The organism is Clostridium sp. CM038 (assembly GCF_055081105.1).
On the sequence record NZ_CM143651.1, the window covers coordinates 2,618,531 to 2,632,462 of the forward strand.

10 protein-coding genes, 1 other RNA gene and 1 riboswitch are annotated in these 13,932 nt (G+C 33.2%); all 11 genes read right to left on the reverse strand.

Translation table 11 applies throughout. The annotated features are described in order from the left end of the window. Positions 1-8: 8 nt before the first annotated feature. The 11 genes from purH to ACWJKS_RS12190 all read right to left on the reverse strand — a co-directional run bounded on the left by purH (position 9) and on the right by ACWJKS_RS12190 (position 13,927). Positions 9-1,511, reverse strand: coding sequence for a bifunctional phosphoribosylaminoimidazolecarboxamide formyltransferase/IMP cyclohydrolase (gene purH / locus ACWJKS_RS12140; protein ID WP_220319475.1), 1,503 nt, complete (start codon positions 1,509-1,511; stop codon positions 9-11). Positions 1,512-1,513: 2 nt separating this feature from the next. Further along, the gene (purN, locus tag ACWJKS_RS12145) at positions 1,514-2,134 is read right to left on the reverse strand and encodes a phosphoribosylglycinamide formyltransferase (RefSeq protein WP_220285948.1); all 621 of its coding nucleotides are present in this window, start codon (positions 2,132-2,134) and stop codon (positions 1,514-1,516) included. Further along, positions 2,122-3,120: a phosphoribosylformylglycinamidine cyclo-ligase gene (gene purM, locus ACWJKS_RS12150; protein ID WP_216303982.1), complete on the reverse strand. Its 999-nt coding sequence runs from the start codon at positions 3,118-3,120 to the stop codon at positions 2,122-2,124. Before purM ends, purN begins: the two co-directional genes overlap by 13 nt. Positions 3,121-3,129: 9 nt before the next feature. Continuing rightward, on the reverse strand, positions 3,130-4,554 hold the full coding sequence (purF, locus tag ACWJKS_RS12155) for an amidophosphoribosyltransferase (protein WP_216303996.1): 1,425 nt from the start codon (positions 4,552-4,554) through the stop codon (positions 3,130-3,132). 60 nt (positions 4,555-4,614) lie between these two features. Further along, a complete protein-coding gene (purC, locus tag ACWJKS_RS12160; protein WP_165412153.1) occupies positions 4,615-5,322 on the reverse strand; it encodes a phosphoribosylaminoimidazolesuccinocarboxamide synthase in 708 nt (235 codons plus the stop codon). A gap of 53 nt (positions 5,323-5,375) precedes the next feature. Next, positions 5,376-5,855: a 5-(carboxyamino)imidazole ribonucleotide mutase gene (gene purE, locus ACWJKS_RS12165; RefSeq protein ID WP_216303980.1), complete on the reverse strand. Its 480-nt coding sequence runs from the start codon at positions 5,853-5,855 to the stop codon at positions 5,376-5,378. A 254-nt stretch (positions 5,856-6,109) separates the two neighbouring features. Then, complete coding sequence (locus ACWJKS_RS12170) at positions 6,110-9,904, reverse strand: phosphoribosylformylglycinamidine synthase (protein ID WP_462959669.1); 3,795 nt, start codon at positions 9,902-9,904, stop codon at positions 6,110-6,112. A 293-nt stretch (positions 9,905-10,197) separates the two neighbouring features. Further along, the gene (locus ACWJKS_RS12175) at positions 10,198-11,541 is read right to left on the reverse strand and encodes an alanine/glycine:cation symporter family protein (RefSeq protein ID WP_216303978.1); all 1,344 of its coding nucleotides are present in this window, start codon (positions 11,539-11,541) and stop codon (positions 10,198-10,200) included. Positions 11,542-11,685: 144 nt separating this feature from the next. Further along, positions 11,686-11,815: riboswitch (glycine riboswitch) on the reverse strand. 179 nt (positions 11,816-11,994) lie between these two features. Then, positions 11,995-12,380, reverse strand: an RNA gene (gene rnpB / locus ACWJKS_RS12180) — RNase P RNA component class A. Between the two features lie 51 nt (positions 12,381-12,431). Continuing rightward, complete coding sequence (locus ACWJKS_RS12185; RefSeq protein ID WP_216303977.1) at positions 12,432-13,247, reverse strand: Nif3-like dinuclear metal center hexameric protein; 816 nt, start codon at positions 13,245-13,247, stop codon at positions 12,432-12,434. Beyond that, positions 13,238-13,927: a tRNA (adenine(22)-N(1))-methyltransferase gene (locus tag ACWJKS_RS12190; RefSeq protein ID WP_216303976.1), complete on the reverse strand. Its 690-nt coding sequence runs from the start codon at positions 13,925-13,927 to the stop codon at positions 13,238-13,240. Before ACWJKS_RS12190 ends, ACWJKS_RS12185 begins: the two co-directional genes overlap by 10 nt. Positions 13,928-13,932: the final 5 nt, after the last annotated feature.

The window sequence follows — 13,932 nt, forward strand, 5'->3', positions numbered from 1 at the left end:
TCAGCCTCCTAATGTTTGAAATGTCGAGTGCCCGTAAACACCATGGAAATTCCATTTTCATTACATGCATCTATTGATTTTTGATCATTTATAGATCCACCTGGTTGTATAATTGCTTTTATGCTGTATTTTGCAGCTAGCTCCACAACGTCTCCAAATGGGAAATATGCATCTGATGCCATTATTGTAGCATCTACTGCCCTTTCTAATGATTGCTCTGCTGCCCATATTCTATTTACCTGACCTGCACCAATCCCCTTAGTCACCCCATCTTTAACCACTACAATAGCATTTGATTTAACATACTTAACTACTTTCATGGCAAATATCAAATCTTTCATTTCATCATTTGTTGGGCCCTTCTTTGTAACTACTTTTATATCATCTATTAATTTATCATCTGAACTTTGTACCAATATTCCACCATCGACGTTAACAATATTTTTTGTGCCAACTGCTTTACTTAAACATTTTATGACTCTTAAATTTTTCTTACCTTTTAAAACTAGTAATGCTTCCTCATCAAACTCTGGTGCAATAATAACCTCTAAAAATATTTTTATAAGTTCTTCTGCAGTTTCTTTATCTATCTTTTTGTTAAAAGCAACAATGCCCCCAAAAATAGACATTGGATCACATTCATATGCCTTTTTATATGTATCAAGTACGCTGCTACCAGTAGCTACGCCGCAAGGGGTATTGTGTTTTAACGCGCAACAAGCAATTTCATCAAATTCGCATACTACCTTCCAAGCAATATCCATGTCCTTTATATTGTTATAAGATAATTCCTTGCCATTTAATTGATTAAAATCCTTCATTGCTCCATTTCCTGCAGCCGATATATAATAAGCTGCGCTTTGATGAGGATTTTCACCATATCTTAAATCCATTTGTTTTTTATAAGAAACAGCCAAATAATCTGGATATGAATCCTCACCCAGTAAAAAATTACTTATTGCTGCATCGTAAGCTGATGTTAAATTGAACACTTTGCCTGCTAGATATTTTCTAGTTTTTAAATCCACTTCTTCTTTAGCATCCATTTTCTTTATAATATTTTGATAATCTGTTGTGTCACTTAGTACAATAACATCTTTGAAATTTTTAGCTGCTGCCCTTAGCATAGTTGGTCCACCGATATCAATAAATTCAACTTTCTCTTGAAAATTTATCTCTTCGCATACTTTATCAAAGAAAGGATAAAGATTAACTACTACCATATCAATAGGTTTTATTCCTTTAGCTTTTATAGTTGCCATATGTTCTTCATTATCTCTCACTGCTAGTATTCCACTATGAATAACTGGATGTAATGTTTTAACTCTCCCACCTAATATCTCTTCAAATCCTGTAACATCAGATATTTCCGAAACTTTTATGCCATTTTCTTTTAAGTACTTAAAAGTTCCACCTGTAGATATAATCTCTACTCCATTTTTTTGAAGGGATGTAGCAAGTTCTAAAATATTCTCTTTATCAAAAACACTTATAAGCGCTGTTTTAATCATTATTACTCCACCTTTCCAATAGCTAATACTTTTCTTCCTTTAATTTCTATTTCATTCTCACTTATTAATTTAATGGCTTCTGGTAGTGCTTTATGTTCCTCATTTAAAACCCTTAGCTTCAAATCTTTTGCTGAATCTTGACTATAAACATCTACAACCTTTTGAATTATAATTGGTCCTGAGTCTGTACCTTCGTCTACGAAGTGGACAGTACATCCTGAAACTTTAACACCGTATTCTATAGCTTTTTCATGAACTTTCATACCGTACATTCCCTCCCCACAAAAAGATGGAATAAGCGCTGGGTGAATATTAATAATTTTATTTTTAAATACACAAAGAAGTTCCCCTTGAAGTATAGATAAAAACCCAGCAAGCACTATTAGATCTACTTTTCCGTCGACAATTCTTAATATTTCATCTGAAACCCCAGTACCTAACTGTTTTCTATCTAATATATATGTCTTTATATTTTTAGATTTTGATCTTTCTATGCCATATGCATCTTTTTTATCACTAATTACTGCTTCTATAGAGCAGTTTAAGTATCCACTTTCTATATTATCTATTATTGCTTGAAGATTGCTTCCGCTCCCTGATATCAGTACAGCTATTTTAAGCAAACTCCTGCACCCCCAGCTTCAACGTGCCCAATTTTATATGCTCTATCCCCTAAATCATTAATTGTCTTTATAATCTTTAAAGTATCCTTATCTTCAACGCATAATACATATCCTATTCCCATATTATATGTATTAAACATATGTTCCTGCGTTACCCCGAGAGACATAAGATGCCTAAAAATATCTGGAGTATTAAAACTATTTTTATCTACCACTGCTGTGAATTTTTCACTAAACATTCTAGGTATGTTTTCATAAAAACCACCACCTGTTATATGTGCCATTCCCTTTATATCAAATTTTTCTAAAAGACTTAATATAGTTTTCACATAAATTTTTGTTGGAGTCAAAAGTGTCTTTCCAATCTTTTCACCATTAAAATCAATATCTAAATCTGGTATTAATTTTCTAACTAATGAATACCCATTGCTATGAAGACCTGTTGACTCAATACCTATAAGTGAATACCCATCTTTGATTGCAGATCCGTCAATAATTTTGTGTTTATCCACTATGCCAACAGTAAATCCCGCCATATCATATTCCCCATCTCTATAGAACCCTGGCATTTCCGCAGTTTCACCACCTATAAGTGCACATCCTGATTGAATACATCCATCAGATACACCTTTTACCAGTTGTGATGATACTTTAGAATCTAATTTACCACAAGCTATATAGTCTAAAAAGAAAAGTGGTTTTGCGCCATGGCAAAGGACATCATTTACACACATAGCAACACAATCAATTCCTACAGTGTCATATTTATTCATTCTAAATGCAATATCAAGTTTTGTACCTACTCCATCAGTGCCTGAAACTAAAATAGGATTTTTATAACCCTCGCCTATTTCGAACATACCAGCAAAACTTCCTAAATGGTTTAAAACACCTTTTGTAAATGTGGCTGCCGCATATTCTTTTATAAGCTTTACTGATTTGTATCCTTCTTCAATATTAACACCTGCATCTTTATAAGTTATCATGAATATCCCCTACCTTTCTAATCTTTCTTTTTCATTTTCATATGGAGCTGATACTGGATATGTACCATTAAAGCACCCTAAACAAAATTCAGTATGACCAAGAGATTTTAATAATCCATCTATGCTTAGATATCCTAAACTATCTGCACCTATTTCTTGTCTAATTTCATCTACGGAAGTATTCGCCCCAATTAAATCTTTTCTATAAGGTGTATCTATTCCAAAATAACATGGATATTTCACTACTGGTGAGCAGACCCTAAAATGAACTTCTTTCGCTCCAGCTTTTTTTAATATTTCAACTAATCTTTTACTTGTGGTTCCGCGAACTATTGAATCATCTATTAGAATAACTCTTTTACCTTCTACATTTATTTTTAATGCGTTTAGTTTTACAGACACTGCCCTTTCCCGAATTTCTTGAGTGGGACTTATAAAGGTTCTACCTACATATCTGTTTTTTATAAGACCCATTCCAAAAGGTATTCCAGATATTTTAGAATATCCTATTGCTGCGGCCATACCTGAATCTGGAACCCCTATAACCATATCGGCATCGACTGGTGATTCTTTAAATAGCTGTTCTCCAGCTGCCACTCTTGAAGTGTACACGTTAATCCCATCAATAGTACTGTCTGGTCTTGCAAAATATATATATTCAAATGAACAAGTTGCATTTTTAATTTTTTCCGCAAAATTAATTGATGTAAGTCCATTTTTATCTATTATTACTATCTCACCAGGCTTTACATCTCTTAAAAAGTCTGCACCTACTGCATCAAGTGCACAACTTTCCGATGCAAGAATATAATTATTACCTATTGTCCCGATGCAAAGAGGCCTAATACCATTTTGATCTCTAACTCCTATTAACTTTTCCTTTGTAAGCATTACTATTGCATAAGACCCTTTAATAGCCTGTATTGCATCCACTACGGCCTTTTCAATTCCTTTTTTTGCGCCTCTAGCAATTAGATTTAATATAACTTCTGAATCTATGGATGTTTGAAACATATATCCACAATCCTCTAGTAATTCTCTTATGACATCTTCATTTACTAAATTACCATTATGCGCTATAGCTATGTCACCAAGACTAAATTTACTTAAAAGTGGCTGTGCATTTTTTACTTCACTGCCTCCTGTCGTTGAATATCTAACATGCCCTATGGCAGCATGACCCTTCATTAGTTTAATCTTTTCATCATTAAAAACATCACACACAAGGCCCATAGCCTTTTCACAAGTGAGGGTAGTTCCATTCGAATATACTATCCCAGCACTTTCTTCTCCCCTATGCTGCAAAGCATAAAGTCCATAATAAGTTAAAGATGCAACATCTAAGTCTTTATCCGGTGAAAAAACCCCAAAAACACCACATTCCTCTTTAAACTTATCTTCATCTTTTAGCTTATTTTCATCATTAATGGATATTTGGTTTAATTCTACAACTTTATTCAAAGAAATCCCTCCCCACTATTTCTTGTATATATCTTATTTATTATTTATTCTACTTAATATTTCCTCGTAAGCTTCTGTAACATTACCCAAATCTCTTCTAAATCTATCTTTATCCAATTTTTCTCCAGTTTTAACATCCCAAAATCTACAAGTATCTGGTGATATCTCATCTGCCAAAATTATTTCTCCATTAAATCTCCCAAACTCTAATTTGAAATCTATTAAATTAATATCTTTTTTAAAGAAAATTTCCTTTAGAATATCATTTATTTTTGAAGCCATTTTATATATTTCTAATAATTCGTCAAAAGTCGAAAGGCCCATTGCTACTGCATGATAATCGTTTATAAGTGGATCACCTAATTCATCATTTTTATAACTTAACTCGAGGACTGTTGTTTTTAGCTTAGTTCCTTCCTCTATTCCATATCGTTTTGCCATGCTACCAGCGGCAACATTTCTTACGATTACTTCTAGAGGCACTATTTCAACCTTTTTACAAAGTTGTTCTCTATCGCTTATTTTTTTAATAAGGTGAGTTTTTATACCTTTTTTCTCTAATAACTCAAATAACATAGTAGTTATGCTATTATTTAAAATTCCCTTTTTCTCAATTTGAGCTTTTTTAATTCCATTAAATGCTGTTGCATCATCTTTATAATATACTCTGACCTCATCCTTATTATCTGTGCTAAACATTTTTTTTGCTTTTCCTTCATATAACAATACTGAATTTTCCACTAACAATCACTCCTCAAATTTTAATTTATAAACCGCATTCCTTAACTTTCATTTTAAAATTCTATATCTTCTTCATTCTCTGCTATAAATTTTTCTTTCATTTCTTCTCTATATTTAATTAATTTATTTTTAAGTTCAATATACTTAAGGGATAAAATTTGAACTGCAAGCATTCCAGCATTATAGCTGTTATTGATGCCCACAGTAGCAACCGGAATTGCTTTTGGCATTTGAACAATTGAAAGTAGTGAGTCTATACCACCAAGAGCCGCTTTAATGGGCACTCCAATCACCGGCATTACTGTATGTGATGCAATTACACCTGGAAGATGCGCTGCAAGTCCTGCCCCTGCTATGATACATTCTACCCCATTATATTCCATTTCATTTATTACTTCCTTTAATTTTTCTGGTACTCTGTGAGCTGAGAGAATATGTACTTCATAATCTACATCAAATTCCTTAAGTGCTATCGCTGCATTTTTCATTATATCCTTATCTGATTTACTTCCAAAAATAACTCCTACCTTCATTTTATTACCTCCCCAATGTAATTAAATAACAACTTTTATAATTTCATCTTAACAGTTTTTTTTCGTTAAGTCAATGCATTAATGCCATTTTTATTATTATCGTTCGTGTTTCTTCTGCATATATGTACGTTTAATTACTATCATTAATAAATTGTTCGCATTTTTAAGTTCAACTAGTTTTTTATATCCGAATTCCAAAAAAATAAAAAAGAAGCAGCAAGGGCACAATTTGTACCCTTACTGCTTCTTATCTTTTATTTAAAATAATTTACTCCTGCCTCAAATATCTTTTGATCCTTCTCACCAATAATATTTTTTAAAGTGTTAACGCCTACTCTTTCAGAGTGACCCATTTTACCGAAAACCCTTCCATCCAAACTAGTGATTCCTTCAATAGCATGCATTGAACCATTAGGATTAAAGTTTATATCATAACTTGGCATTCCGTCGAAGTCTACATATTGAGTGGCTACTTGACCACTTGCGAATAATTTTTTAATTACTTCTTCATTTGCTACAAACCTACCTTCTCCATGTGATACTGGAATTGAATGCACATCTCCAACTTTTAAATTACTAAGCCAAGGAGACAGGGTTGAAACCACTTTAGTTTGCACTGTGCAAGATACATGTCTACCAATTTCATTATACGTTAAGGTTGGGCTGTTTTGTGTTATATCCGTTATTTCACCAAAGGGCAGTAACCCAAGTTTTATTAAGGCTTGAAAGCCATTGCATATTCCGAGCATTAACCCATCTCTATTTTTTAATAACTGATGTATACTTTCGCGTATTATAGGATTTCTAAAGAATGTAGCAATAAATTTACCAGACCCATCTGGCTCATCACCAGCACTGAATCCACCTGGAAGCATAACAATTTGAGAGCTTTTTATTTTTTCTGCTATAGCTTTTATAGATTCTTCAATATGCCTTGATGATAGATTCTTTATTACCATAATTTCCACTTCAGCTCCAGCCCTTTCAAAGGCTCTCATAGAATCATATTCACAATTAGTACCCGGAAACACAGGAATTATAACTCTAGGCTTTGCTATTTTAATTGCAGGAGCCGATTTAAATTTTGGATTTTCAACACTTGCATAAATTTTATCATTTCTGATATTTAATTTACTAGTATTTACTTTCGTGCTAAATACACTTTCTAAAGGTCCTTCCCAATTACTTAACGCTTCTTCTAGACTAATAGTTTCCCCTAAGACTTTGATAAATGGTTCTACCTGAGTATGCCCAAGTATCTTAATATTTAAATTCTCTTTAATTAGCTCTGAAAGCGTGCATTTATCTATTTCCATTACAATGCTGCCATAATCCTCTTTAAATATGCTTTCCACCTGAATATCTTCTTTAAATTCAAATCCTATTTTATTACCAAAGCACATTTTTGATATAGCTTCTGACAGACCTCCCATCCCTACTGCATAGGTTGATAACACCTTGCCACTATCTATTAACTTCTTTACCAATTTATAGTTTTGACGAAGCTCTCCAAAATCAGGTAATCCATCTTCACAAGTATTTGCATAAACTAAAACAACCTGACTATCTCCATTTTTAAACTCTGGAGATATAACCTTATCTGTATTTATAACATCGACAGCAAAGGATATAAGCGTTGGCGGTACATTCATATCATTAAAGGTACCTGACATACTATCTTTTCCACCAATAGCCGCTATGCTGAATTGTTTTTGTACATGTAATGCCCCTAAAAGTGATGAAAATGGTTTACCCCACTTATACGGTTCTTTTGACAATTTTTCAAAATACTCTTGAAATGTTAGTTTAATATTTTCATAATTAGCACCACTAGCCACTACCTTTGTTACAGAATCTATTACTGCATAAGCAGCTCCATGGAATGGACTCCATTTTGATAATTTAGGATTGTACCCATAGGACATTATTGTACCAGTGGTTGTATCTCCGCGAAGTACAGGTAATTTTGCTACCATGGACTGAATTGGTGTTTTCTGAAATTTTCCACCAAAAGGCATTAACACCGTTCCTGCTCCTATTGTGCTATCAAACCTCCCAGCTAATCCTTTTTGACTACAAACATTTAAGTCTGATAGATTAGAATTCCATAAATCTTTTATTGATTTTAAATTACCTTCGCTCCATTTTAAATCTTTTGAAAAGTAGTATTCATTCTCTTTAGGTGCTGCTACTTTTACATTAATACGCTGATTAACTCCATTTGTGTCTAAGAAACTTCTACTCACATCAACAATAGTTTTTCCCTTCCATACCATTTTAAGCCTATTATCATCAGTTATTTTCGCCACCACTACAGCCTCTAAATTTTCTTCTTCTGCTAGCTTTATAAATACGACAGCATCTTCGCGCCTAACAACAACAGCCATACGTTCTTGGGATTCTGATATAGCAAGCTCCGTACCATCTAAGCCCTCGTATTTTTTAGTGACTTTGTCTAAATTTATTATAAGTGAATCTGCGAGTTCCCCTATAGCTACGGATACTCCGCCTGCACCAAAATCATTACATCTTTTTATAAGCGTCGTAACCTTTGGATTTCTAAATAATCTTTGAATCTTTCTTTCTGTAGGCGCATTACCCTTTTGAACTTCTGATCCTGAAGTTAGTATTGAGCTCTCGCTATGCTGCTTAGATGAACCCGTAGCTCCTCCGCATCCATCACGTCCTGTTTTGCCACCAAGAAGTATAACAACATCAGATGCCATTGGTTTTTCACGGACTACGTTCTTATAAGGTGCAGCTCCAATAACTGCCCCTACTTCCATTCTTTTAGCCACAAAGTCTTCATCATAAACTTCAGAAACGAGTCCTGTAGCAAGTCCTATCTGATTTCCATAAGAACTAAATCCATGAGCAGCTTCAAGGGTTATTTTTCTTTGAGGAAGTTTGCCTTTTATTGTATCTGAAATTTTCGTCCTTGGATCACCGCAGCCAGTAACACGCATTGCCTGATACACATAGCTTCTACCTGATAATGGGTCTCTTATTGATCCACCGAGACAAGTAGCTGCACCACCAAAAGGTTCTATCTCAGTAGGGTGGTTGTGGGTTTCATTTTTAAACATTACTAGCCACTTTTCCTTCTCTCCTTCAATGTCTGCTTTCACAATTATACTACAGGCGTTTATTTCGTCTGAAACATCAAGGTCCTTTAATTTCCCTTGTTTCCTTAAATCTTTCATGGAAATAACAGCCATATCCATAAGTGTTACGTCCCTATTTGATTTATCATAAACAAACTCTCTAGTATTTAAATATTCCGCGTAAGCCATCTTAATTGGTTTAGAATATTTACCATCTTCTATGTAAACATCCTCAATTACAGTATTAAAAGTTGTGTGCCTACAGTGATCTGACCAATACGTATCTATAACTTTTATCTCCGTTATAGATGGGTCTCTCTTTTCAGTTTCTTTAAAATAATCTCTACAATATCTCAAATCCTCAAAGCTCATAGCAAGTCCATTACTTTTTAAGAACTCTTTTAAATCCGTATCATTCATCTCAATAAAAGATTCTACTGTTTTTACTTGTTCTGGCTCATTAAACCTTTGCTGTAAATCATTCTGTTTATCAAACCCTGTTTCTCTAGAGTCTACGGCATTTATGCAATACTCTTTAATTTTATTTAGTTCGTCATTAGTAATATTTCCCTTTAACACTATAACTCTTGCACTTTTAACTATATGTTTATCCTCTTGAGTTAAAATTTGTATACATTGAGCAGCTGAATCTGCCCTCTGATCATATTGTCCAGACAAAAATTCAATAGCAAATACAGTATCGTACTTTTGAATATCTAACTCTCCATCATAAACCTGATCTACTGTAGGTTCTGAAAATATTGTATTCCTTGACATTAGGTACTGCTCCTTGGTTATTCCCATAACATCATATCTATTAACTAGTCTAAGCCCATCCAAGTTCGATATACCTAAATTTATTTTTATATCTCTTAATTTTTTTTCACCTTCAACATTATAGTTCGCTTTTTTCTCTACATATAACCTATATATCTTATCTTTCATGATTAATACCTCCAAAATTTATATTTATACGAATATTAAACAATGATTTTCTTTTATAATTCGTTATAATCACATTATAATATACTTCATCTAATTATAAAAGCATATTTTAGAATAAAGTTGTTTTTAATTTTTCTATAATATTATTAAATTACGAAATTTAATAATATTATAGTAATTATGAAATTTCTTATCTTAATGTAGTTTCATACTTCATTGTTTTAATACTAACAAAAAAACAGGATGGCATAAATCTGCCATCCTGTTTTTTTCTAAAAAGAAAATTATAAAATTTAGTTTTTCTTTTCAAAATCATTTTCGTAATTTTTCAAAGTCTTTTTAACTAAAGCTCCAAGACCTAATAATGCAATTAAATTCGGTATAACCATTAATCCATTAAAAGTATCAGCGAGTTCCCAAACTAGATCAACCTTTAGAGCTGCTCCTAATACTATAAATACAAGAACCAATCCTCTATATGTCGTTAACGCTTTTTTTCCAAATAAGTATTTAACATTTGCCTCTCCAAAAAAATACCAAGCTACTATGGTAGAAAAAGCAAAGAAAAATAACGCTATAGCTACAAATGGACCTCCAAGACTTCCCATACCATTCGAAAAAGCTTTTTGAGTTAACGCTATACCAGTAGTTTTTCCATCTAATGCTCCTGTAGTTAATATAACAAGTGCAGTTAATGTTAAAATTATAAAGGTATCAATAAATACACATACTATTGCAACGAGTCCCTGCTCAGTTGGATGATTAACTTTTGCAACTGCGTGTGCATGTGGTGTTGACCCCATTCCAGCTTCATTAGAAAATAAACCTCTTGCAATGCCGTATCTCATAGCTTCTTTTACGCCAACTCCTATTAAACCGCCAGTAGCCGCTTTAGGGTTAAAAGCTCCTACAAATATCATTTTAAATGCTGGTCCTAAATTAGCAAAATTCACTATAATGATTCCTAAACTACCCAGTATGTAAAATATAGCCATAAACGGAACTACTTTTTCAGTAAAGGCTGCAATTCGGCCTACTCCTCCAATAAAAATCATACCCGCTAATGCTGCAACTATCACACCAATGATTATACGAATATTGGTATTTGGGCTTATTGCTGCACTTATTGAGTTAGATTGTACCATATTCCCTATAAATCCTAATGCAATTATTATAGTTACTGAGAAAAATGCTGCCAACTTTTTACTCCCAAGGCCTTTACTAATATAGTAAGCAGGTCCTCCCGTCACCTCACCGTCAACTGTCTGTTTATACTTTTGACCAAGCACTGCTTCCGCAAAAATAGTTGCCATGCCAAAGAAAGCACTTAGCCACATCCAGAATATAGCACCCGGTCCTCCTGATGCTATAGCAGTTGCGGCTCCTGCTAAATTTCCTGTTCCTACTTGAGCCGCTATTGAAGTTGTCATGGCTTGAAAGGATGACATTCCATCTTTTCCTGCTTTATTGCCGAATTTAGCTCCTCCAAAAGTCTTTTTAAATGCATCTTTAAATTTTCTTACTTGAACAAATTTTAACGTTATTGTAAAGTAAATTCCAGTACCACATAACAAAAATATTAGTACATACCCCCACAAAACACCGTTAATACCTTTAATAATTGATAAAAAATCCATAAACACACGCTCCTTCTAGTTATTAAAATTTTTTCAGATAAAAAATTTCTTGTGTAAAGAATATATTTATACCAATTAATACTCTGTGAGACCATTATTTTTTAAAGCACACAAAAAATAGAGATCAAAATAAAATGACCTCTTGAAAATAACCCTGTCCTTTTACCTGAGAGTTTCACTAATGCACTATTAAATTTCATACAAATAATATGTAATTAAATAATGTTTAGCTTTCTCCTTCGGTGCTTATATAAGTCTCTCCAGAGGTTCGTCCGATATCAGTACTTCTCCAAAAATGGATACCTGAAAGTTTAACTTCTTCGGTGGATGTTATACATCTCTCTCCAAATATCTTCATCCGAAATTATTAATTTGTAATACTTCGCATGACTATAACATATTTTGAATTTTTAGTCAATAAAAAAAACACTCACTGTAAAGTGAGTGTTTTTTGGTACGACTAAGCCTATAAGCCGAGTCCTGTATTAGACAATCATCTATCTAGGCCCATTGTTACCAATAGGCTCAAGCGATACACCCGAGAACGAGACGGGCAGCCTCATAATGTTCTCCTATTCGATCTTGCTCCAGGTGGGGTTTACATAGCCGCAAAGTCGCCATTGCGCTGGTGAGCTCTTACCTCGCCTTTCCATCCTTGCTAGTACATTCAAAAATTTAGAAAAACTAAACTTTTGAATGCCTTTAGCGGTATATCTCTGTTGCACTTTCCTTAAAGTCACCTTCACTGGGTGTTATCCAGCACCCTGCCCTATGGAGCTCGGACTTTCCTCTCCTAATTATCGCACGCAATAATTAGCAGCGATTGTCTGGCTTACTCGTAAAACCAATGATATCATACTATTAAAATAAAAGCAAATAGTATTTTATTATTACTTAACTTTATATGGATCATGTGTATTTTTAGAAATTATAACCTCATTGTCATATCCATTTTCTATCAGTTGCTTTTTGAACTTTTCTGCAAATATTATGAGTGGTGTCCACTCAGTTGCAAAATGCCCAGCATCAATCAGCGCTATGTTTTCTTCTAATAAATCACTAACATGATGGTATTTAGTATCTCCTGTAATAATGCAATCTGCACCCAATTTTATGCTCTCCTCAAAAAAGTCTTCTCCACTGCCATTTATAATCGCAATGGTTTTTATTACTTTATTATGGTCGCCTGCATACCTAATATACTCAGTATTTAAAAGTTCTTTAACCTTTTCACATAAGGGCATTAATAAAATTGGGGTATCCAGAATCACTAGCCTTCCAATACCATTATCACCATTATTATACCCTTGAATTGTTGAATTCTCTATTACCTTATAATTAGTAAACCCTAAAATTTCTGTGACAATATCATTAAGTCCGCCTTTAACTGAATCTAAATTTGTATGACTAGCATATACATTTATACCATTCACAATTAGCTCAATAATTTTTTTTCCTACTAAAGTGTCTGTGGTAATAGTTTTGGGTTTAACAAAAAGAAGAGGATGATGAGTCAATATAAAATTGCACCCCTTATTCTTTGCCTCGCGAATTACGTCCATTGTACAATCTAATGCAATTAAAATTTTTGTAACCTGCGCATCTTTGTCCCCAACCATTAATCCTACATTATCATAATCCTCTTTTAGTATATGTGGAGCAACCTGCTGCATAATATGCTCAATAGTACTTACTTTTAAAAGCATTTCAAAAACTCCTTAAGCCGTATTATAACAAGATAAAGTTGTTGTTTTCTATTTTTAGATAAAATTGTATCTTCATTTAAAGTATCATATATTTTTGAATATTTTTGCAACTTATATTCTATAAATTTTTGCATTACTAATTGTTTTTTATCTAATAATATTTTACTTATCTCGTAATATATACTGTCTACTTCTACTGGTTTAGTATTATACCTTGCCTTGATAATTTCATAAAACCTACCATCATCATTGCAAATTTCTTCATCAAGGATATCATACCCAGCGACATATAAATATTCTCTCAAAACCTCAGCATTTTGAACTGGCTGAAGTATCATATAATTAAATTGTTTAACAACATCTAAGTCAGCTTCTAAAATGTCTCTTATTAAATTGCCACCCATTCCTGCAATAATAGCTACCTGGACTTCTCCCTTTTCAACTGTAGATAGTCCACTTCCCAGTCTACAAGTAATTTGACCACGCATATTATTGTGAATAATATTATTTTTGGCCTTCTCAACAGGCCCTTTATTTATATCAGAAGCAATAGCTTTTTTTATTACACCATTTTTCACTAAATTAATAGGAACATACCCATGATCCGTGCCTACGTCGATAACACTATCACATTCTTCTATCATACTTGCAATCCATTTTAATCTTATACTAAGCTCCATATCTC

Excerpts from the sequence above, each read along its gene's own strand:
- ACWJKS_RS12185 (WP_216303977.1), bottom strand. The coding sequence starts at position 13,247 with ATGCTTTTAAAAGTAAGTACTATTGAGCATATTATGCAGCAGGTTGCT.
- purM (WP_216303982.1), bottom strand. The coding sequence starts at position 3,120 with ATGATAACTTATAAAGATGCAGGTGTTAATATTGAAGAAGGATACAAA.
- ACWJKS_RS12170 (WP_462959669.1), bottom strand. The coding sequence starts at position 9,904 with ATGAAAGATAAGATATATAGGTTATATGTAGAGAAAAAAGCGAACTAT.
- ACWJKS_RS12175 (WP_216303978.1), bottom strand. The coding sequence starts at position 11,541 with ATGGATTTTTTATCAATTATTAAAGGTATTAACGGTGTTTTGTGGGGG.
- ACWJKS_RS12190 (WP_216303976.1), bottom strand. The coding sequence starts at position 13,927 with ATGGAGCTTAGTATAAGATTAAAATGGATTGCAAGTATGATAGAAGAA.
- purH (WP_220319475.1), bottom strand. The coding sequence starts at position 1,511 with ATGATTAAAACAGCGCTTATAAGTGTTTTTGATAAAGAGAATATTTTA.
- purE (WP_216303980.1), bottom strand. The coding sequence starts at position 5,855 with ATGAAGGTAGGAGTTATTTTTGGAAGTAAATCAGATAAGGATATAATG.